Source organism: Micromonospora sp. NPDC049139 (assembly GCF_055586845.1).
Genome location: NZ_JBVJHK010000001.1, coordinates 501,240 through 524,605, shown reverse-complemented (window position 1 = coordinate 524,605; position 23,366 = coordinate 501,240). Strand labels below are relative to the sequence as shown.

Annotated in this window: 18 protein-coding genes; 8 read left to right on the top strand and 10 right to left on the bottom strand. The window is 72.3% G+C overall.

From position 1 onward, the window contains the following. Nucleotides 1-110 precede the first annotated feature (110 nt). The gene (locus ACZ6Q9_RS02345; RefSeq protein ID WP_393265928.1) at nt 111-482 is read right to left on the bottom strand and encodes an ArsR/SmtB family transcription factor; all 372 of its coding nucleotides are present in this window, start codon (nt 480-482) and stop codon (nt 111-113) included. Between the two features lie 296 nt (nt 483-778). Then, on the bottom strand, nt 779-3,586 hold the full coding sequence (locus ACZ6Q9_RS02340; protein ID WP_393265931.1) for an ATP-binding protein: 2,808 nt from the start codon (nt 3,584-3,586) through the stop codon (nt 779-781). A gap of 169 nt (nt 3,587-3,755) precedes the next feature. Between ACZ6Q9_RS02340 and ACZ6Q9_RS02335 the strand changes: the two genes are divergently transcribed. Both ACZ6Q9_RS02335 and ACZ6Q9_RS02330 read left to right on the top strand, forming a co-directional pair. Then, on the top strand, nt 3,756-4,346 hold the full coding sequence (locus tag ACZ6Q9_RS02335) for a dihydrofolate reductase family protein (protein ID WP_396826735.1): 591 nt from the start codon (nt 3,756-3,758) through the stop codon (nt 4,344-4,346). A gap of 33 nt (nt 4,347-4,379) precedes the next feature. After that, the gene (locus ACZ6Q9_RS02330) at nt 4,380-4,859 is read left to right on the top strand and encodes a cupin domain-containing protein (protein ID WP_396826736.1); all 480 of its coding nucleotides are present in this window, start codon (nt 4,380-4,382) and stop codon (nt 4,857-4,859) included. A gap of 35 nt (nt 4,860-4,894) precedes the next feature. On the opposite strand, the gene ACZ6Q9_RS02325 is transcribed toward ACZ6Q9_RS02330, so the two are convergent. The 3 genes from ACZ6Q9_RS02325 to ACZ6Q9_RS02315 form a co-directional block, all read right to left on the bottom strand. Beyond that, entirely contained in the window at nt 4,895-7,156 is a 2,262-nt protein-coding gene (locus ACZ6Q9_RS02325; protein WP_396826738.1) for a hypothetical protein, read from the bottom strand. A gap of 161 nt (nt 7,157-7,317) precedes the next feature. Further along, nucleotides 7,318-8,643 (bottom strand): alkaline phosphatase PhoX, encoded by a 1,326-nt coding sequence (locus ACZ6Q9_RS02320; RefSeq protein ID WP_396826740.1) that lies wholly within the window; start codon nt 8,641-8,643, stop codon nt 7,318-7,320. 185 nt (nt 8,644-8,828) lie between these two features. Beyond that, a complete protein-coding gene (locus tag ACZ6Q9_RS02315; protein WP_396826743.1) occupies nt 8,829-9,545 on the bottom strand; it encodes a TetR/AcrR family transcriptional regulator in 717 nt (238 codons plus the stop codon). Between the two features lie 114 nt (nt 9,546-9,659). Here ACZ6Q9_RS02315 and ACZ6Q9_RS02310 point away from each other — a divergent pair, with 114 nt between their 5' ends. Then, on the top strand, nt 9,660-10,643 hold the full coding sequence (locus ACZ6Q9_RS02310) for an NAD(P)-dependent alcohol dehydrogenase (protein WP_396826744.1): 984 nt from the start codon (nt 9,660-9,662) through the stop codon (nt 10,641-10,643). Between the two features lie 118 nt (nt 10,644-10,761). Here ACZ6Q9_RS02310 and ACZ6Q9_RS02305 read toward each other — a convergent pair whose 3' ends face one another. From ACZ6Q9_RS02305 to ACZ6Q9_RS02285, 5 genes are all read right to left on the bottom strand, one after another. Further along, complete coding sequence (locus tag ACZ6Q9_RS02305) at nt 10,762-11,388, bottom strand: response regulator transcription factor (protein ID WP_393265949.1); 627 nt, start codon at nt 11,386-11,388, stop codon at nt 10,762-10,764. Continuing rightward, a complete protein-coding gene (locus ACZ6Q9_RS02300) occupies nt 11,385-12,656 on the bottom strand; it encodes a sensor histidine kinase (protein ID WP_396826745.1) in 1,272 nt (423 codons plus the stop codon). The genes ACZ6Q9_RS02305 and ACZ6Q9_RS02300 overlap by 4 nt, the downstream gene beginning before the upstream one ends. A 9-nt stretch (nt 12,657-12,665) precedes the next feature. After that, a complete protein-coding gene (locus tag ACZ6Q9_RS02295) occupies nt 12,666-13,109 on the bottom strand; it encodes an ABA4-like family protein (RefSeq protein ID WP_393265954.1) in 444 nt (147 codons plus the stop codon). Beyond that, nucleotides 13,106-14,038: a hypothetical protein gene (locus ACZ6Q9_RS02290; protein WP_396826747.1), complete on the bottom strand. Its 933-nt coding sequence runs from the start codon at nt 14,036-14,038 to the stop codon at nt 13,106-13,108. The genes ACZ6Q9_RS02295 and ACZ6Q9_RS02290 overlap by 4 nt, the downstream gene beginning before the upstream one ends. 172 nt (nt 14,039-14,210) lie before the next feature. Then, complete coding sequence (locus tag ACZ6Q9_RS02285) at nt 14,211-16,610, bottom strand: beta-galactosidase (protein ID WP_396826749.1); 2,400 nt, start codon at nt 16,608-16,610, stop codon at nt 14,211-14,213. 117 nt (nt 16,611-16,727) lie between these two features. Here ACZ6Q9_RS02285 and ACZ6Q9_RS02280 point away from each other — a divergent pair, with 117 nt between their 5' ends. From ACZ6Q9_RS02280 to ACZ6Q9_RS02260, 5 genes are read left to right on the top strand one after another with little or no spacing between them, the layout of a single operon-like run. Next, on the top strand, nt 16,728-17,759 hold the full coding sequence (locus tag ACZ6Q9_RS02280) for a LacI family DNA-binding transcriptional regulator (protein ID WP_393265962.1): 1,032 nt from the start codon (nt 16,728-16,730) through the stop codon (nt 17,757-17,759). Beyond that, nucleotides 17,756-19,429 (top strand): ABC transporter substrate-binding protein, encoded by a 1,674-nt coding sequence (locus ACZ6Q9_RS02275; protein ID WP_396826751.1) that lies wholly within the window; start codon nt 17,756-17,758, stop codon nt 19,427-19,429. Before ACZ6Q9_RS02280 ends, ACZ6Q9_RS02275 begins: the two co-directional genes overlap by 4 nt. A gap of 60 nt (nt 19,430-19,489) precedes the next feature. Then, nucleotides 19,490-20,485, top strand: coding sequence for an ABC transporter permease (locus ACZ6Q9_RS02270; protein ID WP_396826753.1), 996 nt, complete (start codon nt 19,490-19,492; stop codon nt 20,483-20,485). Between the two features lie 31 nt (nt 20,486-20,516). Then, complete coding sequence (locus tag ACZ6Q9_RS02265; RefSeq protein ID WP_393265968.1) at nt 20,517-21,446, top strand: ABC transporter permease; 930 nt, start codon at nt 20,517-20,519, stop codon at nt 21,444-21,446. Nucleotide 21,447: 1 nt separating this feature from the next. Continuing rightward, on the top strand, nt 21,448-23,334 hold the full coding sequence (locus ACZ6Q9_RS02260; RefSeq protein ID WP_396826755.1) for an ABC transporter ATP-binding protein: 1,887 nt from the start codon (nt 21,448-21,450) through the stop codon (nt 23,332-23,334). Nucleotides 23,335-23,366 lie beyond the last annotated feature (32 nt).

The following is a 23,366-nucleotide window of genomic DNA, read 5'->3' as shown; positions in this document are numbered from 1 at the left end:
TCGGTGCCCTGCCCGCCGGGATGCTCCGGTGCCTTGCGACGGCACTGCGGGTGATGCCCACCGGATCGTCCTGCCAGCGTTCTACGACGGCACGGTCCTCGACAGTGCCGTCAGCGGGCCTTCTTCGTCGCCCGCTTGCGGGGCGGCGTCAACAGGTCGGCTATCGCCGCGATCGCGGACGGCACCAGGCGGTAGTACGCCCAGACGCCGCGCTTCTCGCGCTCGAGCAGGCCGGCCTCGGTGAGGATCCGAAGGTGATGACTCACGGTCGGCTGGGAGAGATCAAGCGGCGCGGTGAGGTCGCTGACGGACGCCTCGCCCTCCGGAGCGGACTGGATCAGGCTGAGCAGTCGCAGTCGGGCCGGGTCGGCGAACGCCTTCAGCACTCCCGCGAGCCGCTCGGCATCGGCACGCTTGATCGGCTCACCAGCAAGCGGCGAGACAGCAGGCATGGCAGTTTTCGCAGTTCCCACGCCTTCCATCGTTCCACCAACACCATCGATAGGCTGGTGGAATCGCGATCAGTACCCCGATGGCGGTCGCGAGACCGGTTGGGAGGGAAGCTGGGGGCGGGGCAGCGAGCGTGCCGTCCTGGAGCCGCGCGAAAGGGCCGCTGCTGCCGGGCTGGCCGAACCCCTGGACGGGGCGGCCATCCGGCCGGACCCGGACGTCGGCGTCCGCGTCGTCGGGGCGGAGCAGCCCGAGCTGATCGGCCTGTTCGACTCGCCACCGCCTGGCCGATCTCGTCGGCGGCGAATCGCCGGCGCCGGCGCCGTGCTCACCGGCGGGTCAGCTCGGCCAGTTCCGCACGCCCCTCAGCCACGCGGGCGGGCAGCAACAGCAGGGTGCAGGCGCGTTCGAACCGGGCGCCGTTGCGCTCCCAGGCCTCGACCGAGGCGGCCAGCACGTCCTCGTCGTGGTGCAGCCGCCCCGCCGCACGGGTGAGGCAGGCCACCGCCCAGTCGTTCTCCGCGCACACCGCTGCCGCCGTGGCGAGGCGTTCGGCCGCGTCCGGCAGTCCGGCGACGACGGCGAGTTCGGCCGCGGCGGCCCGCGCGTACGGCTCGTACCTGCTCTGCGGGTAGTCGCCGAAGGCGCGCTCGGTCAGCGCCGCCGCCTCGCCCAGCCGACCGGTGTGCACGGCGACGCGCGCGTCCACGAAGGCGAGGAACGGGACCAGGCTGGGCAGGTGCTCGGCGTCGGCGAGGCCGGTGACCTGAAGCGCGCGGCCCCGCCACCGGCTGAAGCTCTCGCCGTCGCCGAGCAGACCGTGCGCGAGCGCGGCCGCCAGGATGACCGGCGACAGCCAGGGCGCGGGCGGGCTGCCCGCCCGTTCCCAACCGGCCCACATCGCGCCGGCATGTCGCACCGCCGCCGCGAACTGCCCGGTGAGGGCGAGAGCCGGGATCAGCTTGCTCGCCGAGGCGTACGGGTGGTTGCTCACCAGGTCGTCCTGCTGCACGCGGTGGGCCGCGGCCAGCGCGGCCCGCAGGTCTCCGGCCGCGATCGCGTAGGTCGCCGCCATGTGCAGCGCGTCGACGATCTCCGGACCGGCGTACGGGTCGTCGCGCGGCAGCGTGGGCAGCAGGGCGATCCGCTCACCAGCCACCCGATGCGCCTCGCGCAGCCGTCGGGCCTTGGTGGCGGCCGCGCTCACCGCCTCCAGGCCGGCGCTGACCAGCACAGGGTCGCCGACGGCCCGGGCGGCCGCGACCGCGGCCGCGGCGAGGTCCGGATCCGGGTCGCGCCACTGCCCGCCAGCGGCCCATGCCGTCGCCAGCGCGAGGCAGGCCGCCACCGCCGGCCGGTGCGGTGCCCCGTCGGCGGACGCCTCGTTGAGCAGGTCGCGTAGCCGCTGCTGGGGTATCTCGGCGGCCGGCTCCGAGCTGAACCGGTTGGCCAACTCCACCGCCCGGGCCAGCGCGACGGCCCGGGCGTCGCCGTCGCCGGCCGCGCCGGCCCGTTCGGCCGCGGCCAGCAACTGTCGGAAGGCCCGTGGGCTGGAGTTGGTGACGATCACGACGCAGTCGGCCGCGCTGCGCAGGTCCCGCGCGGCGGCGTCCGGAGAGGGAGCGTGGGCGGCCGCGCGCTCGAAATGGCGGGCGGCTTCCAGCAGAAACCGGTGCGCGTACGCGAGGCGCCCGAGTGCGCGGGCCAGTTGGTGGGCGAGCGGGCTCGGCCCCGGCGGGCAGTTCGCCAGGGCGGCCCGGAGGTCGTCGGCGACGGCGTGGAAGTCGTCCCGCCAGTCGCCGACCGGCCGGCCCGCCGACGGGGCCTGCGGCCGGTCCCCCGTTCGTGGGTGCCCACGCGGCCGATCGGCCAGCCGCCGCTCCAGGCCCGCCGCCGTCGCCGCGGCCCAACGCAGGTGCCGCTCGCGCAGCGCCGGCTCCTCGCCGGCCCCGGCGAGCCGCTCGGCGGCGAAAGCCCGGACGATCTCCAGCAGCCGCCACCTGCTCACCGCCCCCCGCTGGTGGACGACGAGGCTCTTTTCCACCAGCCGGCCGAGCAGGTCGGCGACCGCACTGTGCTCGGCGGTCTGGCTGACCGCCGCCGTAGCGGCCAGGTCGAAGCTCCCGACGAACACCGCCAGGCGCCGGAACAGGGCACGTTCCTCGTCGTCCAGCAGGTCGTGGCTCCAGCCGATCACCGCGCGCAGCGAGCGATGCCGCCCGTCGGCCCCGCGCCCGCCGGCCAGCAGGCGCAGCACGTCGTCCAGGGCGGCCAGCAGGCCCGCCGCGCCCAGCGACGCGCTGCGAGCGGCGGCCAACTCGATCGCCAGCGGCATCCCGTCGAGCCGGGTGCAGAGTTCGGCGACGAGCGCCGGGTCCGCGCTGAAGTCCGGGTCGACCGCCCGAGCCCGGTCGTGGAACAGGGCCACCGCGTCGGTCGCCGGCGGCAGCGGGGCCACCGGGACGACCTGTTCGCCGGGTACGGCGAGCCGCTCCCGACTGGTGGCCAGGACGGTCGTGTCCGGGCAGGCCGAGAGGATCCGCTCGACGAAGCCGGCCACCGGGTCGAGCAGGTGCTCGCAGTTGTCCAGCACGAGCAGGGTGCGGCCTTGGCCGAGGCGCTCCGCGATCGCGGCCAGCAGTGGCTGCTGCGCCCGTTCGGTGACCCCGAGCGCGGTCGCCACGGCCTGGGCCACGAAGTCGTCCCGGACCGGTACGAGATCGACGAACGCCGTGCCGAGCGGGAACGACCGCGCCGCCGCCGCGGCCACCACGCACGCCAGCCGGGTCTTGCCGACCCCGCCCGGGCCGACCAGGGTCACCAGCCGGTGGTGTTGGAGGGCGGCGAGGATCGTGTCCCGCTCGGGACCGCGCCCGACGAACGCCGTACGCGGGTCGGGTAGCCCGGCGAGCGGGCCGGTCGGCGCGGCGCCGCCCGGCGGCGGCTCGGCGAGTGCCGCGAGGTCGAACCGGTCGGCGACGCCGTACTTGCGCAGCAGCGACGACACGTGGCTCTCCACCGTGCGTACCGAGATGAACAGCCTCTCGGCGATCTCGGCGTTCGACAGGCGGAGCCTCAGCAGGGCGAGTACCTCCGCCTCGCGCTTGGACGGTCGGTCGATTGCGGTCGAGGACACGCGCCATTGTCCCGCACACCCGGGCACGGGGGCGTCCGTGCCGGCTTTCGGTACCCGAATCCGTGGCCGCCACGGATGTCCGGCGGCCCGGGCCGGGCGCACGCTGGTCCCCGGAAACAGCGAGCCGGTGCCGAGAGGCCCGGCCGGAACGAGCGGAAGGACCGGAACAATGACTGACACGAGCGCCGCGCCCATGAGGAAGGTGATCGCCTCGACGTACCTCTCCCTCGACGGGGTCATCGCGAACCCGCACCTGTGGATGCTTTCGTACATGACCGAGGAGGGGCAGCGGTACGCCCTGGAGCAACTGTTCGGCAGCGACGCCCTGCTGCTGGGGCGCGCCACGTACGAGGGGTTCGCCCAGGCCTGGCCGAGCATGCCGCGCGACGAGGCCGGCTTCGCCGATCGGATGAACAGCCTGCCGAAGTACGTCGTCTCGACGACCCTGCAACGCCTCGACTGGCACAACTCCACCATCATCGCCGGCGACGTCGCCAAGGAGGTCGCGGAGCTCAAGCGGCAGCCCGGCAAGGACATCCTGATGTACGGGTGCGGCCGGCTCGCCCGCACCCTGCTCGACAACGACCTGCTCGACGAACTGCGGTTCTGGCTGCACCCGGTCTTCGTGGGCGACGGGCGGGTGGAGAACGGGGACCTGCTGTTCCGCGACGGCGGTGCGGCGAACCTGAGGCTCGCCGGACAGACCGAGCTCAGCTCGGGCGTCGTCATCTTGCGCTACCAGCCGGCGGAGAAGCGGTAGCGCCCATCGCACACCACCGGTTGAAGGAGAGACATGACGCACCCCCCACCGCGGTACCTCGGCGCCACGGGTGAGGCCAGCGCGACGTACCGCACGGCCGACGCCCCACCAGAGCTGCGCTACGCCAACGGCGGCTCGGCGCACTACCTGGCTACCGGCGCCACGACGAACGGTCAGTTCGGCCTCTACCGCTGGGACATGGGCCCGACACCGAGCGGCCCGGCCCCGCACTTCCACCGCTGCATCTCCGAGTCGTTCTACATCCTCGCCGGCTCGGTACGGATCTACGACGGCAGCCGCTGGATCGACACCGAGCCGGGCGATTTCGTCCACGTGCCGGAGGGCGGGGTGCACGCCTTCCGCAACGAGTCCGGCTCGCCCGCGTCGATGTTGCTGCACTTCGCGCCGGGCGCCCCCCGGGAGGGCTACTTCGAGGGGCTGCCCGGGCTGGCGGCGCTGAGTGAGGAGGAACAGACCGAGTTCTTCCTGCGCCACGACACCTACTGGATCTGAGAGGAGAGAGTTCCACGATGCACCCGAAACTCCGTTCACGGGGATGTTGGTAGCGAGGGACTGCTGCTGGCCGATCGATCGGTGAGGTCACGTACGGCCGCCTGGTATTGCGGTTGCGTGTGGTACGGCCAGTGGCGCTCGACGGGCGGTGGCACGGTGTCGGCCGGGTCGATGGTCACGGCGTGGGGGTCGCGGAGCCGCAGGTCCACCGATTCGGCTGCCGGGGTGTCGCATGGCGGCTCTGTGCCCCCGCGGTCGAAGATGGGTCCACCGATCGGGTCAGTGTCCCGCCAGAGGTTGCGCCACCGCCAGTCGAGTCGCTCGCCCAGGTCGCATAGCGCCTGCTGACCGAGATAGGCCGGGTAGAGGCGGGCGTAGATGCGGCGCAGCGGGGAGCCGTGGGTCAGCAGGGAGACCCTGGGCAGGGCGGCCGGCGGCAGTTGCAGGACGGTGGCTGCGGCCAGGACCGAGCCGTGGCTGTGTCCGGAGATGACCACGGGGCCGTGCGCGGCGAGCGCGGCGACCCGCTTGGTCAGTTCGGGTACTGCCCGGGCGGCGTAGCAGGGGGGCGCGAAGGGGTGGACGGTGCGGGGCCAGAAGGTGCCCAGATCCCATAGGACCGCCACGAGGCGTCGGGTCTCGGCCGACCGGTACGAGCGGAAGCCGAGGACCATGAGGCTGATCACGAGCAGGCTGATGACCCAGATCGCCACGTCGGTGACGTGGGCGACGAGCAGGCCGGTTCCGTCGCGTTGGCCGCTGAGCTTTGCCGCAAGCTGGGTGGGACCGATCCCGATCAGGTCCAGCGCGATGGTGGCCAGGCCCAGCGAGGAGATCAGGAAGAACGTGACCAGTATCGGGGCCAGTTCCTCGGTCACGTGCGACTTGGCGACGGTCTCCCGCACGAGGCGTAGCCGGGGCGCCGCGTCGAGGGGCACCTGCGGGTAGTCCTGTGCGACGACGCGCTCGGCCAGGGCCCGCCGCCGGCGGCGACTGAGCAGGAGCGTAGCTGTGGTGATTCCGGTGATGATCAGCAGCGCGGTGAGTCCGGCGAGGGCGGCCCACCAGTACGCGACGGGCGGCTCCAGGGGGCCGAGGACGGGTGGGTTCGGCCGGACCGGATTGGGCATGTGACCGCGGTCGAGGTAGTCGGCGACCCGGAAGACCAGGGTGGCGGTGAAGGCTGCGGCGACGCTGACCGACAATGCCGCCACGACGGGCGTGCCGAGTCCGCGCAGGAACGGGCGGGTCCCGGTCGGCTGCGTCCACTGGCGTGCGAACGTGACGACGGCGATCGCCACGAGCAGGATGCCCTGTGCCGCGACCAGGCCGCCGGTGCTGCCCTCGTAGCCCGGCAACTGCCTGATCACGGGCTGGGCCGTGCGGGTGAGGGCGGCGTAGCCGAGGCTCAGGACGGTCACCCCGGCGATGGCTGCCCACAGCGGGCGCAGGAGGCGACGGGCCTGCGCGGGGCTGGTCGGCACGGGCAGGCAGAGCAGCACCGCGCAGAACGCCACCAGGGCCGCGGCGGCGGCAAACAGCAGCAGACCCAGCCGATTCCGCCCGCCGTCCGGCAGGGAGGCGAGCAGGCTGGCGTCGAGCGTGCCGGCGCTGATCCCGACGTGGATCTGGCGAAGCCAGGCGGTGACGCGCTCGTCGTCCCAGAACCCGCGGGTGGTGAGGCTCTCGGTCATCTCCGAGGCCGGTGGCTCGGCCGAGGCCGGGCCGAAGCCCTCGAACGCCCGGGCGGAGCGCGCGCCGATCGCCCAGACCAGGCGGAGTGCGAGCAGTGGGATGAGCGACAGCACGGCCAGGCGCGGGCCCATCGGCAGCGTGGCGAGCCAGGACAGATAGGGCCGGCCGGTCCGGCACTCGACGTACGGCACGCACTGCCAGCCGACGAGGTTCAGCGTGACGCCGATGATCGAGAGCGTGAAGGCGGCGGTGAGGGTGCCGGCGAGCAGGCGGCACAGCGCGCCGAGCAGACCGAACCGGTCGGTTGGCGTCGGGCGCAGCCAGATCGCGAGGTTGCACAGCATGAACGGCAACAGCAGCAGCATGGACGCCGTGCGCACCGCGGCGCCGGCCGTCAGCGTGCCCCAGCGGTACGCCTCGACGGCAACCCCGGCGGTGGCGCCGCCGGCCGCGCCGGCTCCCGGCCGGGGCCGGTAGAACCCCGCGTGCCGATCCCCGGCGACGCGCACCACGATCGGGTGGTCGAGAATCTGCTCCGCCGACGCGCCGGACACCCCGTGCACGCGCAGCTCAACGGTCTCGTGTCCGGGTGCTGTGCCCACGCCGTTCAGGGTCACAAAAAGTGACGCCGCCCGCTGCCGAACATCGATCACCGGAAGGTGGTGGCCACGATTCCGGGCTTGGGAGATCCGTGCGGGGGTTGCCCGGGATGTTCCCGGACAACCCCCGTGCGGCTACCCGCCCTTCCGGCGCGATCAGCGCATCAGAGCGAACCGTTGCGCCAGGGGCCCGTGATGGCGAACGTGATACCGGGACTCTGCGCGTTGACGAACATCCAGTTGCCGTTCTTCGGATCGAAGGTCGACCCGGCCCACTCGGAACCGGCGTAGTCGCCGGGGGCGACCGACTTGCCGGGGACTCCGCCGGCCGGGATCACGACCTGGTTCAGCGCGAACGGGAAGATCTCGCCGTCGGTGGTCAGGCCGTGCAGGTATTCGCCCTTGCTGCCGTCCTCGCAGAGCACGATGCCACCGCGCGGGCTGACGCAGATGTTGTCGGGGTTGTTCAACACGCTGGCATCCGGCGACGCGAAGAGCACTCGCATCGTCTCGGCCTGCGGGTCGTACTCGAAGACCTGGCCCTGGCCCTTCGGCCCGCCACTGGTGGACACGATGTAGACCCGGTCGTTGCCGTACCAGGCGCCCTCGAGCCGCTTGAACACGGCGGCGCCGAGTGCGGCGCCCTGCACCGCGGGGCGGGTCTCGCCCGGGGCGTAGTCGGGGTTGGGCACCGTGACCCAGGAGGTCCGGTACTCCACGCCGGTGCCGTCGGCGTAGGTCGAGTAGGACGATCCGTCCGGGGTCCGCACGACGAGCATCTGCAGTTCGCCGCCGGCGGACAGTTCGCCCGCCTTGTTGGGCAGGTAGCGGTAGAACCCGGACGGGGTGGCGTCCTCGGTCAGGTACACGATCCCGGTCCTCGGGTCGACCGCGACCGCCTCGTGGCTGAACCGCCCCATCGCCTTGATGGGACGGGGGTCACCCTTGCGGTCGTAGGGGACCTCGAAGACGTACCCGTGGCGAGTGCCGTCCGGGGCGATCTCGGTGGTCTCCTCGCAGGTCAGCCAGGTGCCCCAGGGTGTCGGCCCGCCGGCGCAGTTGCGGATCGTGCCGGACAGGCTGCCCCAGGACTCGAGGAACTTGCCCTGGTCCGGGTCGAACACCAGGTTGGAGGTGCCGCCACCAGCCGCCGGGTTGTACGCCGGTGTGGTGAACGCACCGGTGTAGCTGCCACGCTCGTGGTTGCGGACCAGCGCGATCTTGCCGTCCGGGCGGCGGAATGCGGCCATCCCGTCGTGCGAACCCGGGGTTGCCACGCCGTCCGACATCAGGTCGCCGGTCCAGCCGTAGCTGATGTACTCGAAGCCCTTGGGCAGGGCCAGCAACTCCAGCCCCGTGGTGTGGTCCTTGGTCGGGTAGAGCGGACCGTAGTCGGGGCTGGACGGGCGCTTGCTCATCGGTGCCGCGCCGGCGGTGCGCGCACCGAGAGCCTCCAGGGGACCGAGCGCGGCGAGTGCGGCTGCGGTCACGAGGCTACGCTTGAGAAGGCCGCGACGGGCCAGACCCGGATCGATGTGCTCTGTCATGGATGTTCTCTCCCTCTCAGGTCAAGTCGCGAGCACGCTATCGATGGCGGGTCACGCCCACGCCCAACAAGTCGAGAACCATGCGTGAATTGCTGGCCCTGCCAGCCGAGCCAGAACCGCTGACCGTCTCACCGGGGTCGGCGCGACGACGTCCAGCCCTGCTGGTGCAGCCGTTCGATGCCGTCCAGCAGCAGGTCCAGCGCGAACTCGAACTCGAACTGGTCGTCGCAGCCCTGCCCCACGACCGACGCGTCGTCGTGGGATGCCGCCCCGGCGATTTCGGCCAGGTGCGGGAATCGGGCCGCGACCTCCGGTGGTAGGCCCGCCGGCGGGTCTGGGTCGGTGATGCCGGACCGCCCGGCGCGCCGGGAGGCGTCGAACAGTTCCTGGCTGAACCCCAGGATCCGGCTGCCCATCGCGTGCATCACGTGGTGGGCGAGGTCGGCGGAGAACCCGCCGGCCCGCAACGTCCCGACCACCGAGTCGAGGTAGGCGAGGATGGCTGGTGTCGCCATGTTCCGCGACTCGATCGCGAGCGGCGCCCAGGGGTGGCGCCGCAGCGCCTGCCGCGCCGAGAGGATGCGCCCGCGGACCACGTGCTTCCAGTCGCCGTCGGGCACCGGCGGATCGATCTCGCCGACGACCACGTCGATCATGCCGTCGAGCAGTTCGTCTTTGTTGGCCACGTGCTTGTAGAGGGCCATCGGCACGACGCCCAGATCTTGGGCGAGGTTGCGCATGCTGAGGGACTCGATCCCGGCCTCGTCGGCGAGCGCGACGGCGGCGCGCAGGACGCGGGTCCTGCTCAGCGGCGTCCGGCGCAGCGTGTCAGCCTGCTCAGCCATCTCGGTCCTCGTCTTCCGGCGACGGTTGAAACCATAACCGCCTTGACGGGTGTACGGCGTACACCTACGCTGCTTCCATAAGGGTGTACGCCGTACACCGGGAGGGGAGGGAAGATGAAGGCGATCGTCCAGGACCGATACGGCCCGCCGGAGACGCTCACGCTCGCGGACGTCAACGCGCCGGTGCCTGCCGCCGACGAGGTGCTCGTGCGGGTCGAGGCTGCCGCGCTCAACGCGTACGACTGGCATGTCATGCGTGGCGATCCACGGATGGCGCGGTTGGCCATGGGCCGACCGGGGCCCCGGGCGCGCATCCGTGGCCGCGACTTCGCCGGCCGGGTCGAGGCCGTTGGCGCCCACGTTCGACAGGTGCGCCCGGGTGACGCCGTCTTCGGTGACCTCGGCGACGCCAACGGCGCGTTCGCCGAGTACGTGTGCGTGCCCGAGACCCTGGTCGCGCCGAAGCCGGCGAACCTGACGCCGCAGCAGGCAGCCGCCCTGCCGCTGGCCGGTGTCACCGCGCTCATGGGACTGTGCGACGTCGGGCAGGTCGAGCCCGGCCACCGCGTTCTCATCAACGGCGCCTCCGGCGGCGTCGGCACCCTGGCCGTCCAACTGGCCAAGGCGCTCGGCGCGACCGTGACCGGGGTGTGCAGCACCCGCAATGCCGACCTGGTCCGCTCCCTCGGTGCCGACCACGTCGTCGACTACACCCGCGACGACTTCACCCGCGACGCTCGCCGCCACGAGGTCGTGTTCGACCTGGTCGGCAACCGCTCACTCACCGCGCTCCGGCGGGCGCTGACCCCGACCGGGACGCTGGTGCTCTCCGGCGGCGGCGTGTACCGCGGCGGCAGTCTCATCGGACCGGTCTGGCTCCTCGCGCGCGGGCGGCTGCTGGCACCCTTCGTTCGACACCGCATCGTCACCCTCACCACGGCACCCAGCCGGCAGCACCTCGACACGCTCCGCGCCCACGCCGAGACCGGCCGCCTCACCCCGGTCATCGACCGGACCTATCCGCTCCACGAGGTGCCCCGAGCCATCCGGTACCTCGAAGGTGAACACGCGCGGGCGAAAGTGGTCATCACCATCTGACTCGATGGCTGGTGAGTCGCTTCAGGTTGTGACCCTCACCAGGGAATGAGGTCGTCCACGCCGTAGTGGGCCCTCGGGCCGCAGGCGTCGCATGCAGGTCAGGCGCGCCGGCCCTGACTCAGGCGTCGCGGGCGAACAGGGCCAGGCGTACCCGGTTGGGGCTGCCGGTCTTGGTCATCAGGCTGGTGATGTGGGTCTTGACCGTGGTGACGCCGATGTGGAGCCGTTCGGCGATCTCCGTGTTGGAGAAACCTTCGGCGACCAGGTTCAGCACGTCCTGCTCCCGGGTGGTCAGCCCGTCGACCGGCCGAGGCGTCTCGGCGCGGGCGTGCACCGCGCGTTGCACGAGGCGCCGCAGCACCTCCTGGCTGAACGGGCTGTCCCCGGCGGCGGCCCGGCGGACGCCGTCCAGCAGGTCGGCCGGGGGTGCGTCCTTGAGCAGGAATCCGCAGGCGCCAGCGGTCAGGGCCGGGTAGAGGTGGTCGTCGTCGCCGAACGTGGTCAGTACCACGACGCGGGTGGCGGGGCGGTCGGCGAGGATGCGGCTGGTCGCGGTGATCCCGTCGACGCCGGGCATGCGCAGGTCCATGACGACGACGTCGGGTATGAGCCGCGCGGCGAGGAGGATCGCGTCGCGGCCGTTGTCGGCCTCGCCGACGACCTCGATGTCGGTCTGGGCGTCGCAGAGCATGCGCAGACCCGCGCGGATGAGGTGCTGGTCGTCGACCAGCAGGACGCGGATCATGCCGGCTCCGCCGCGCGCGGCCCCGCCGGGGCCTCGCGTTCGTGCGGCACCGACGAGGCCGGCGTGGCGGCGGGGGAGTGGAGAGCGGGCGCCGGCGCGGTGGCTGCGGCCGGGAGGATGGTACGCACCCGCCAACCCGCGCCCGCCGGCCCGGCCTCCAGTTGGCCGCCGAGGACCTCGACGCGTTCGCGCATGCCGGTGATGCCGTGGCCACCGATGGAGGGCACCGGCGCCGGCACCCACCCGCCACCGTCGTCCGACACCTCCCAGTGGACGGCCCCGTCGACCACGCCGACCGACAGCCGGGCCAGCGCGGACGTGCCGGCGTGCTTGGCCACGTTGGTCAGCGCCTCCTGGGTCAGGCGCAACACCGCCAGACCCCGAACCGCGTCGAGCGAACCGATCGCCGGGTCGATGTCGGCCTCCACGGTGACGCCGGCCTGGCGGGCCCGGTCGACGGCCGCGCCGAGGGCGGCCGGAAGCGCCGACGGCTCGATCGCGGTCAGGGCCGCATCGCCGCGTACGCCCTCGGGGTCGCGCAGGACCGCGACCAGCCGGCGCAGGTCGGCCAGGGCCGCGCTCCCCGTGCCGTGCACGTCGTCGAACACCTCGTGCACCCGTGGGTCCAGATCGGTCAGCACGTGCCGCGCGACGCCGACCCGCAGCACCATCGACGCCACGTGGTGCGCGACCACGTCGTGCAGTTCCCGGGCGATGGCGCTGCGTTCGTCGGCGCGCGCGGCGCGGCTCTCCGACTCGCGCCGGCGCTGCTCCGCCGCCGCCCGTTCCTGCGCCTGCCGGGCGAGCTCCCGGGTGGTCCGGATGACCAGACCGAGCAGCAGCGGCACGCCGACCTCCACCAGCAGCCCGAAGACGCCGGAGAGGACCCGTAGGAACGGGTCGCCGATCGAGTCGGTCAGGTCGACCACGGTCAGCAGCCCGGCGGCCAGCCAGATGGTCCGCGGTCGGCGCGCCCGCATGGTCAGCTCGAGCAACGCCCAGCTGGCGCCCACCTGGTTGATCACAACGTCGTCGATCAGGCCGATCGCCACCGCCAGCAGCGCCGTCTGCACCACCAGGTTCACCAGGGGCCGGCGGTGCAGCACCGGCGCGACGGCGAACGCGGCCACGGCCAGGACCCACTGCATGGCGGGCGTGTTTCCGCTGGCCGGGTTGCCGAGGAGCAGGTAGCCGACGCCGCTCAGGTCGAGTAGCAGCATCCGCACGAGCGTGTCGCGCGCGTCGAACAGCCGCCCCACCCACCTCACGGCGTCAGCCTAGGCGCTGCGGCTCGGGGCGGGAACATTGCTCGTCCACCTGGTCCGGATGCCCAGGTAGGCGGCCAGGCCGAGCGGCCCGAGCAGGATCGTCAGCACCAGCACCGGCGCCATGACCAGTGACGGGACGCCGCGTTCCCGGCTGTCGAGCCACGCCCACCGGCCGACGAACAGGTCGAATGCGATCATGTGCGCCCAGGCCGCCGCCGCGCCGTCGTCGGTGCCCAGCAGGTCGCGTATGCCGGTCAGGGTCGGGGACGCGACGGCCGGCAGCACCTCGGCGAGCGCCGGGATCACCAGGATCGCGTAGATCGCCAGGACCGGCGCCACGATCAGCGGCGACCTGACGACCCGGCCGGTCACGGACCAGTGCGGCAGCAGGATCATCAGCGCCCAGAACGGCGCGGCCACCGCGAACGTCAGGGTGAACAGCGTCCCGGTCATGCGGCCAGCACCAGCTCCGGTCGGCGCCGACGGGCCGCCACCACGCCGGCGCTGGCCACGGCGGTGGCCACCACCAGGGCCGCCGCGGCGGTCAGGGTGAGCGCGTCCGGCCGCAGCAGCGGCTGCCCGCGCAGCGCCTGCCAGGTGAGCAGGAGCGTGAGCGCGCCGTACGCGCCGCCGGCGACGACCAGCAGCCGCGCCCGGGTGCGCTCGTCGAGTCGCGTGTCGGCGAACCGGGCCAGCAGCATGGCCAGGATCGGCAGCGCCTGCAAGGCGTGCAGCCCCACGAAGTGCCCGATCCGCAGGTCCCCACCGGTGGTGCTCCACCCGACCAGCGGCAGCCCCGGCCCGCCGTCCGGCACGCCCACGCTGTGCGCCCCGGCGACCCCCTCGATGCTCTGGGCCTGGTCGGGCAGCGCCATCGGTATCGCCACCAGCATGCCGAGCAGCGTAAGGCCGAGTGCCCACCCGATCGCGGTTTTGCCGGCCCGGTTCGCGATCGGCTGCCGGAGCAGCACGATCCCGATGACGACGTGGGCGGCGAACAGCACCATGATCGTCACACCCATCAGCTGCCACAGGGTGGCGCTCAGCGGACTGGTCTCGTTGAAGTGGCTGGTCGTGCCGCGCAGCACCTGCCCGACGATGATCGCCATCTCCACCACGCCCATGGCGACGACGACGGTGGCCGCCCACTCCGCGATGTGGCTGCGGCGCGGCAGCAGGGAGAGCATCCAGGCCAGGGTGGTGCCGTAGAGCACGAAGGACACCGAGAACTTGAACGGCTTGAGCCAGATCGGCACGCCGGTGAGGACCCGCGGATCGGCGACGATGCCGACCGCGGAGACGACGGCGAGGACGGCCATCGCCCAGACGAAGATCATCAGTGGGCGGTTCCACTGTGCAGCCCGACGAAGTGTGGTTGTCATACCTGCAGATGCTGGTGCGAGGCCTGGCTGACTTCGCCCGACCTCAAGCCCGGGTTGCGGCCGACGGTCGGAGCGCGTCTCCTCCCTGGGGAGGAGACGCGCCTCCCGAGCCTCCGGCCCATCCCGGCAGCCCGTTCGGTGACGTCGTGGCGGCTGCCGTCGAGCGCCGCCGTCAGCCCACGCCGATGCGGACCGGCTCGCCGTCGGGTCCGCCGGGCAGCCGGACGACCACCCGCCCGTCCGCCGCCGTCACGATGCCTCGGCTCGCGTGGACCGGCCGGTCGGTGGTCAGCACCACCTCGTCGTCGCCCTGCGTCGGGCGCAGCAGCACCTCGTCGCCGTGCTGGGCGACCAGGTCGCAGGTCGTTTCCACCAGCGTCGCGGCGCCGACCCTGATTCCGTACGGCAGGACCAGCCCGGTCCGCGCGGGCACCCGCAGCCGTCGGCCGGCCAGCAACGGCTCACCGTGCCAGCCCAGCGCGACGGTCACCGCCGACGGGGCCACGTTGACCAGGTGCAACAGCCGCTGCCCGGCGCGGTCCACGGTCGAGGTGAGCACCAGCCCGGGGCCGTCCGGGTCGGGGGCGAGTCGGGGACGCACCCCGAGCCGGTCCAGGGCGGTACGCCAGAAGCCCAGGTCGCAGGGGACGTCGGCGGTGACCACCAGGGCCCGGCCGGCGCCGACGCTGACCTCCACCGCGCACGGCTCGCCGGAGCCCACCTCGGTCAGCAGCGGCTCGGCGGTCGCGCCGGCGAGCCGTTGGGCGTAGCCGACCCGGACCTCGGCCGTCCAGCCGACCCCGACGACCGAGGGGAAGTAGTGCGGTCCGCCGTCGGACCGTCCGGTGACGGTGAGCCCGAGCGCGTCGGCCAGCAGGGTGCACGGGGTGCCGTCGTGGTCCCGGTCCGGCAGCACCCCGTGCAGCAGCAGCCGGCCGCCGCGGCGCAGGTGCGCGACCAGCCGCTGCTGGACGTCTCGGCCGAGGGTGGCGGCGCTGGCCAGGGCGATCACCGGCGGAGTGGTCGCCGGGTCGGCCGACTGGAGGTCGACGGCGGGGAACGAGAAGCCGGCGAGCAGCAACGCCCGGGCCAGCACGTCGCGCGGGCCCATGCCGCGGAACCGTTCCAGGTCGGCGACCTGCTCGGCGCGGGACGCCGAGGCCGGGTGGTGGTACTCGGTCAGGTAGTGGTCGGGCACGAAGCCGAGCGCCAGCCCGTCGTGCTCCTCGTCGGAGTCGGCCAGCAGGTCGGCGATCCCGCCGATGGCGTGCAGCGCGCGCCGGGCCGCGTCGAAGGTCGGGTTGAGTCGCCCCTCGGGGTCGACCGGCGCGGCGAACCCGTGCCGCTCTCCGGTGAACGCGATCCGGTCGTTTCCGTCGCCCACCGGCTCGGCCAGCGGCGGGTTGTAGCCGCCGGCGAAGAGGTAGAGGTTGAGCAGCCGGTTGCCCTGGGCCACGCAGAGCCGGGTCTTCAGCTCGACCGCCTCTGGCGGGTAGAGGGTGGACAGGTCCTGCCCGTAGTCGCCGTTGCCGGCCTCGAACTCCAGCGAGGTCAGTGGCTGGTCGGCGTCGTGCACGGCGGCCAGGAAGGCGTTGCCGACGTACAGGTCGGCGACGTTGGTGACGGTCAGGTCGCCCAGGTAGTAGTCGGAGCCGGAGGTGAGCTGCGGCTGGCCCCGGTAGGCCTCGAAGAGCTGGCTGATTCCGATCGGGAAGGTGCGCCCGCGCCCGCCGCCGGTGCCGTGGACGTTGACCAGGAAGGGCACCCCGGTCACTCCGTGCCGCTCGGCGGAGGCGCGCAGCGCCGCGACGTAGCGCCGGTAGCGGTCGCGCATGTAGCGACCCAGGGCGTCGTGCACCGCCAGGGACCACGGCTCGGCCGGCGTCCGCAACGCCGCCGACCAGGCAATCGGGTCGCCCGGGTCGACGCCGGTCCGCTCGGCGGCGCCGTCCTTGCCGTATCGGTCGACCGCCCACCGGCGCAGGTCCTCGCAGACCCCGTCGGTCAGGTCGGGGGAGTTCGTCACCCAGGAGAGCATCCCGATCTCGTTGTCCAACTGGACCGCGACCACCGGCCCGCCCCGGTCGGCGAGCCGCTCGGCGATCACCGGCATCACCTCGGCGTACCAGCCGTCGGCGGCGGCGAGGAACTCCGGCGCCAGGTAGTCGATGGTGCGGGTGTCGATCGGCGCGCCGTCCCAGGTGGTCGGCAGCAGGTGCGGGTGCTCGTCGTACAGCCGGTAGGGGATGCCCTCGTTCTTGACCTCGGCCATGATGAACGGGCCGGGCCGGACGATCGCCCGCAGGCCCCGCGCGTTGGCCAGGTCCAGGAAGCCGCCGAGGTCGCGCTGTTCGTGGGTGCGGCCGGTGAGGTCCACTGTGCCGTCCGGTAGTTCGTGCCAGAGCCACGGCACGTAGGTCGCCACGGTGTCGCCGCCGCACTCGCGGAGCCGGTCGAGCCGGTCTGTCCACTGGGCCCGGGGCAGCCGGAAGTAGTGCACCTCCCCGGCGAGCAGCAGTCGGGGTCGACCGTCGACGACGATCCTGCGGTCGTGGAGAAGAACTCGCGACATGAGTTTCCCTCTTCCTCTCGCCGGACTTCCCAGGCGTCCACTTGTGATCTGGCTCGCACCTGCTTATGGTGCCTGAAACCGGTTTCTGTTAACCGCACGTTACGGATCGAGGGGGCCATGGGCAACAGTCGGGTCACGGTTCGGGAGATCGCCCGGTTGGCCGGCGTCTCCGTCGCCACGGTGTCCCGGGTCTGGAACGGCACCGGCCAGGTGTCGGAGGAGATGCGCCGGCGCGTCCTCGAAGCCATCGAGGAGCACGGATACCGACCGGACCACCTCGGGCGAGCGTTGGCCGCCGGCCGGCACGGCGCGCTCGGCCTGGTCTTCCCCGGTCTGTCCGGCCCCTACTTCACCGAGCTGATCCAGGGCTTCGAGTCGGAGGCGGTGCCGGCCCGGGCCAGCGTGCACATCCTCTGCACGCACATGCGTGAGGACTCCGACGCGCAGGTGCTGGAGATGGCCCGCCGGGTCGACGGAATCGCGGTCATCGGTGGCACCATCTCCGAACCGGTCCTGCTCCGGCTCGCCGAGATGGTCCAGGTCGTCGTGCTGGCCGGCCGGGGGACGGGGACGGTTCCCTCGGTCAGCGTCGACAACGCGCCCGCCATGACCCGGCTGACCCGGCACCTGCTCCTCGACCACGGCCTGCGCGACCTGGCCTTCGTCGGCAACCCGGACGGGTCGCCCGACATCAGCGAGCGGTGGGCCGGTTTCCTCGCCGCCCACCGGGAGCTGGCGCTCACCCCGCCCGCCGAGCCGGTCCGGGTCGCCATGCAGCAGCCCGACGGCGTCCTCGCCGCCGAGCAGCTGCTGCGTGACGGGGCCGCGCCGCAGGCGGTCGTCTGCGCCAACGACGAGATCGCTCTCGGCGTCCTCGTCGGCGCCCTCGGCCGGGGCCTGCGGGTGCCCGAGGACCTCGTGATCACCGGGTTCGACGACGCGCCCATGGCCGCGCTCGTCTCGCCCCCGCTCACCACCGTCCGGCAGCCGGTGCGGGACCTGGCCGCGGAGGCCGCCCGGCTGATCCTGAACGCCGTCGAAGCCCCGGGCGCGGCGGCTCCCGACAGCATCGTCCTCCCCACCGAGCTCGTCGTGCGCCGCAGCTGCGGCTGCCCGACGGGCGCCCCCCTTGGAGGTATCGGTCAATGAAGAGATCGAAGCTCGCCCGGATCGCCGCGATCGCGGCCGCCGTCACCCTCGCGGCCAGCGGCTGCACCGGCACCGAACAGAAGTCCGGCCCCGGCACCGACGGGCGGGTCGCGTTCCTCGACTACGGTGACTTCGGCGGCGGCAGCAACCCGCAGGCCAACTACAACCCGTACCTGGAGGCCAGCCGGCTCGGCGCCACCGAGTACGTCTTCGAGCAGCTGATCACCTACGACAACTACGGGTGCCAGGCCAAGCCCTGGCTCGCCACCGAATGGAAGTGGACCGACCCGCAGACGCTCGTCTGGAAGCTGCGCGACGGGGTGAAGTGGAACGACGGCAAACCGTTCTCCGCCGACGACGTCACCTTCACCTACGACATGCTCAAGGCGCACAAGGCGCTGGACGTCAAGGGCATCTGGCGGTACCTCAGCGCGGTCGAGGCGACCGACCCGGACACCGTCACCATGCGGTTCACCCAGCCCGGCGCGGCGGCGTTCACGCTGTTCAGCGAGATCAAGGTCGTGCCGAAGCACGTCTGGTCCACCGTCGGCGACCCGGTGACCTTCACCAACGCCGAGCGGCCGGTCGGCACCGGACCGTTCACCGTCAAGGCGTTCAACCCGCAGCAGTTGACGCTCGGCCGCAACGCCGACTACTGGCAGGCCGACAAGGTCAAGGTCGACGAGCTGCGGTTCCACAAGGCCGACGGGGGCGGGCAGATCGACCAACTCAAGCTCAGCCGAGGCGAGTACGACACCAACGCCATGTTCGTGCCGGACGTCAGGAAGGCGTACGTCGACCGGGACCCGGAGCACAACAAGTACTGGTACCCCTCCGGCAGCTCGATCAGCGTGTACATGAACCTCACCAGGGCGCCGTTCAACGACACCGCCTTCCGCAAGGCCCTGGTGCCCGCGTTCAACCGGCAGGAGATCGTCGACAAGGCGCAGCTCGGCTACGTCAAGCCGGCGAGCCAGACCGGTCTCGTGATGCCCGGCCAGGCCGACTGGCTGCCCAAGGACATCCCTAACCAGGGCGTGGTCGGCTACGACGCGGCCAAGGCCGACGCCGACCTGACCGCCGCCGGCTATCCCCGCAACGGCGACGGCAAGCGCGTCGGCAAGGACGGCAAGCCGATCTCCTTCAGCTTCCGGGTGCCCGGCTCCTGGACCGACTGGGTGCAGGCGCAGCGGATCATCGTGGCGAACCTGACCGCGCTCGGCTTCGCCGTCCGGGCCGAGACCCCCACCCCCGAGGCGTACGAGAACGACCGCGCGATCGGCAACTACGACATGCTGCTCGGCGTGCACGGCGGCAGCTGCAACATGTTCCGCAACTTCCAGGAGCCGCTGGCCAGCGACCAGTCCGCGCCGGTGGGCAAGAAGGCGGTCAGCAACTTCGTCCGCTGGAACGACCCGCGCACCGACGAACTCATCGACAGGCTGCGCACCGCCACCGACGAGGCGGCGCAGAAGGCCGCGGTCGCCGACCTGACCAAGGTGATGACCGAGCAGGTGCCGATGATCCCGCTCTGGTACGGCGCCAAGTGGTTCCAGTACCGCACCGCGAAGGCGACCGGCTGGCCCAACGAACAGAACCCGTACGCCGCGCCCAGTGACAACCTGCTGATCATCACCAACCTGCAGCCCGCCGGGACCGACGCCAAGTAGCCGATGGCCGGCCGGCGCCCCGCGCGCCGGCCGGCCCGTCCCCGAGAAGGGATGGCTCCCGTGGCCTACTTCGCCAGACGCTTCGCTTTCTTCCTCGGCACCCTGTGGGCCGCCGTCACCCTCAACTTCCTGATCCCCCGACTGCAGCCCGGGGACCCGGCCGAGGCCATCGTGTCCCGGCTGGCCGGGCAGAGCGAGAGCGTCGACCCGGCCCAACTGCAGGCCATCCGGATCATGTTGGGCACCCCCGACGGCAATCTCTTCGAGCAGTACCTGCAGTACCTCGGCGCGGTGGTGCAGGGCGACTTCGGGGTGTCGTACACCTACTTCCCCTACAGCGTGACCCACATGATCGGGCAGGCGCTGCCGTGGACCGTGATCCTCGTCGGGGTCACCCAGATCATCTCGTTCGTCGTCGGCACACTGCTGGGCACCTGGGCCGCGTACCGCCGCAACAGCCGCGTCGACTCGGTCATCACCCTCGGTTCGACGTTCCTCGGGACGCTGCCGTTCTTCTGGCTCGCCCTGCTGCTCATCTACGTGTTCGCGATCACCCTGCGCTGGTTCCCCGAGCGCGGCGGGTACGGCGGCGGCAGCTCACCCGGTTGGAGCTGGATCTTCATCTCCGACGCCTTCCAGCACAGCGTGCTGCCCGCCGTGGCGCTGCTCATCACCGGCCCGATCGGCTGGATCATCGGCATGCGTAACAACATGGTGCAGAGCCTGGGCGAGGACCACACCCGCCTCGCCGTCGCCCGTGGCCTGCCCCGGCGACGCGTCGCCATCACCTACGGTGCGCGCATCGCGATCCTGCCCAACGTCACCGGCTTCGCCATCGCGCTGGGCAGCGTACTCGGCGGCACCGTGCTGGTCGAGACGGTCTTCAACTATCCCGGCATGGGCCGGCTGCTCCTCGAGTCGGTGTCCAGCCGGGACTACCCGCTGATGCAGGCGATCTTCCTGTTCACCACGATCGGTGTGCTGGTGGCGAACTTCCTGGCCGACCTGCTGTACGGCTTCCTCGACCCACGGGTGCGAAAGGTGGAGTCGGCATGAGAATCGCCCGCGACGAGCGGGGTGAGGTCGCGTGAGCACGCCGGCCCCCGCCGTACCCGCCCGGGGCACGGACACCGAAGGCGTCCAGGCCGCCGCCACCGAACTCGCCCGCCACAGCCGGCTGCCCGGCTGGTTCGTCATCCTCTGGCGCAACCGCAAGTGCCGCATCGGGCTGCTGATGCTGACCGCCTTCATCGCGGTCGCGGTCTTCGCGCCGCTCGTCGCGCCGTACGACCCGCGCGACGACGCCTTCCCCACCTCGCTCGGCCCGACCGGCAGCCACTGGCTCGGCACCACCGCCCAGGGCGAGGACGTCCTGTCCCAACTGGTCGTCGGCGCCCGCACCTCGCTCGTCGTCGGCCTCGCGGCCGGTGCCCTGTCCACCCTGATCGGGCTGGTCATCGGGTTGACCGCCGGCTACCTGCGGGGCTGGGTCGACGAGGTGCTGTCCTTCCTGATCAACCTCGGGCTGGTCGTGCCCGCGCTGCCGCTGATGGTGACGCTCGCCGCGTACGCCCCGGTCCGCGGGCTGTGGCTGATCATCTTCGTGATCAGCGTGACCGGCTGGGCGTACGGCGCCCGGATCAAGCGGTCCCAGATCATCACGCTGCGCACCCGCGACTACATCACCGCGGCCCGGTTCGCCGGCGACGGCACCGCGCGCATCATCGCCCGGGAGATCGTGCCGAACATGACCTCGCTGATCGTGGTCGGCTTCATGGGCGCGGCGCTCGGCGCGATCGGCGGCGAGGCGGGTCTGGCCTTCCTCGGGCTCGGCGACCCGCAGACGGTCAGCTGGGGCACCATGCTCAACCAGGCGAGCCTCGGCGGCGCCCTGCTCACCGGCCAGTGGGCCTGGCTGGTCGCCCCCGGCCTGGCCCTGTCCCTGCTGATCACCTCCTTCACGCTGATCAACTTCGGCATCGACGCGCTGAGCAACCCCCACCTGCGGGAGGACTGACATGACCCTGCTCGAGGTGGACCACCTCACCGTCACGTACACGCCCCGCGACCTGCCGGCGAACCGGGCCGTGCACGACGTCTCGTTCACCGTCGCCGAGGGCGAGTTCGTCGGCCTGCTCGGCGAGTCCGGCTGCGGCAAGTCGACGCTCGGCAACGCCGTGCTGCGGCTGCTCTCCCCGCCGGCCCGCATCACCGGTGGCCGGGTCACCTTCGACGGCGTCGAGTTGACCACCGCCGGCGAGGAGCAGTTGCGGGAGCTGCGCTGGGCGGACCTGTCCACCGTCTTCCAGAGCAGCATGAACTCGCTCAACCCGGTGATCCGGGTCCAGGCGCAGTTCGCCGACACCTTCGCCGCGCACAAGGTGCCCGGCGACGTCACTGAACGGGCCATCGAGCTGCTCGAGCTGGTGGCCCTGGACCGGCGGGTGCTCCGGGCGTACCCGCACGAGCTCTCCGGCGGCATGAAACAGCGCGTGGCGCTGGCCCTCGCGCTCGCGTTGCGTCCCAAGCTGGTGCTGCTCGACGAGCCCACCACCGGGCTGGACGTGGTGGTGCAGCGCGAGATCCTCACCCGGCTGGCCGAGCTGCGCCGCGAGCTCGGCTTCGCGGTGCTGTTCATCAGCCACGACCTGGGCACCGTCCTCGACATGGCCGACCGGGTGATGGTGATGTACGGCGGCGAGATCGTGGAGGACCGGCGGGCCGCCGACATGCTCCACGAGCCACGGCACCCCTACACGCGCGGCCTGCTCGGCTCGTACGCCGACCCCCGGCTGCCGGACGTGCGGGTCACCTACATTCCCGGCCGGCCACCGGACCTGTCCCGGCCGCACACCGGCTGCCTCTTCACCCCGCGCTGTCCGCACGCCGAGGACGCCTGCCGGGCGACGCACCCGCAGCTGCTCCCCGACCACGGCGGGCTGGTCCGCTGCCTGGTCGCCCAGGAGGACCGGCTGCCGGTCGTCACCCTCGGCGCCGCCGCCACCCTCGACAGCCACTTCCCGGCCGCCGGCACCCTGACCCGGCAGGCCGACACTCCCGCGGGCGAGGGCGACGCGGTGCTGTCCGTGGAGAACGTGAGCAAGCGCTACCCGAGCCGGCGCGGGTTGCGCACCAGCACCGTCGAGGCCGTCCGCGAGGTGTCCTTCGCGCTGCGCCCCGGCGCGGTGACCGCCCTGGTCGGGCAGAGCGGCAGCGGCAAGTCGACGATCGCCCGGATCATCACCGGGGTGGAACGCCCCAGCGCCGGCGAGGTGCGGTTCACCGGCGGCTCCGGAAACGGGATCCGGGTGGACCGGCTGCGCGGCCGGGCCCTGCGTGACTACCGGCGGCACGTGCAGATGGTCTTCCAGGACCCGTTCAGCGCGCTGAACCCGACCCGCACGGTGGCGTACGCCCTGTCCCGGCCGCTGGTCAACTTCGCCGGGCTGCGCGGCGACGCCGTCCGGGAGCGCGCGGCCCAGCTGCTGGAGCGGGTGGGGCTCGCCCCGGCCGGGCAGTTCCTCGACAAGCTGCCGCACCAGCTCTCCGGCGGGCAGCGGCAGCGGGTGGTGACCGCCCGGGCCCTCGCCCCCGACCCGCAGGTGCTGATCGCCGACGAGCCGATCTCCATGCTGGACGTGTCGATCCGCGCCGAGATCCTGGAGCTGCTCGGCGAGCTGGTCCGAGAGCGGCGGCTGGCGATGCTCTACATCACCCACGACCTGCTCAGCGCCCGGCTGCTCGCCGACGAGGTGCTGGTGCTCCACCAGGGGATCCTGGTGGAGCGCGGCCCGACCCGCGAGGTGATCGGCGCCCCCCGGGACGACTACACCAGGTTGCTGCTCGACTCGATCCCCAACCCGTTCGCGGAAGCCACCGGCAGGGAGAGCACGCCGTCGGCCTGACATCAGGGCGCCCGCCATTGCCCGGCGGCCCC

What these genes read in the sequence shown, in the direction of transcription:
- ACZ6Q9_RS02345 (WP_393265928.1), bottom strand. Translation starts at nt 482, where the DNA reads ATGGAAGGCGTGGGAACTGCGAAAACTGCCATGCCTGCTGTCTCGCCG.
- ACZ6Q9_RS02335 (WP_396826735.1), top strand. Translation starts at nt 3,756, where the DNA reads ATGACTGACACGAGCGCCGCGCCCATGAGGAAGGTGATCGCCTCGACG.
- ACZ6Q9_RS02330 (WP_396826736.1), top strand. Translation starts at nt 4,380, where the DNA reads ATGACGCACCCCCCACCGCGGTACCTCGGCGCCACGGGTGAGGCCAGC.
- ACZ6Q9_RS02315 (WP_396826743.1), bottom strand. Translation starts at nt 9,545, where the DNA reads ATGGCTGAGCAGGCTGACACGCTGCGCCGGACGCCGCTGAGCAGGACC.
- ACZ6Q9_RS02310 (WP_396826744.1), top strand. Translation starts at nt 9,660, where the DNA reads ATGAAGGCGATCGTCCAGGACCGATACGGCCCGCCGGAGACGCTCACG.
- ACZ6Q9_RS02305 (WP_393265949.1), bottom strand. Translation starts at nt 11,388, where the DNA reads ATGATCCGCGTCCTGCTGGTCGACGACCAGCACCTCATCCGCGCGGGT.
- ACZ6Q9_RS02295 (WP_393265954.1), bottom strand. Translation starts at nt 13,109, where the DNA reads ATGACCGGGACGCTGTTCACCCTGACGTTCGCGGTGGCCGCGCCGTTC.
- ACZ6Q9_RS02290 (WP_396826747.1), bottom strand. Translation starts at nt 14,038, where the DNA reads ATGACAACCACACTTCGTCGGGCTGCACAGTGGAACCGCCCACTGATG.
- ACZ6Q9_RS02285 (WP_396826749.1), bottom strand. Translation starts at nt 16,610, where the DNA reads ATGTCGCGAGTTCTTCTCCACGACCGCAGGATCGTCGTCGACGGTCGA.
- ACZ6Q9_RS02280 (WP_393265962.1), top strand. Translation starts at nt 16,728, where the DNA reads ATGGGCAACAGTCGGGTCACGGTTCGGGAGATCGCCCGGTTGGCCGGC.
- ACZ6Q9_RS02275 (WP_396826751.1), top strand. Translation starts at nt 17,756, where the DNA reads ATGAAGAGATCGAAGCTCGCCCGGATCGCCGCGATCGCGGCCGCCGTC.
- ACZ6Q9_RS02260 (WP_396826755.1), top strand. Translation starts at nt 21,448, where the DNA reads ATGACCCTGCTCGAGGTGGACCACCTCACCGTCACGTACACGCCCCGC.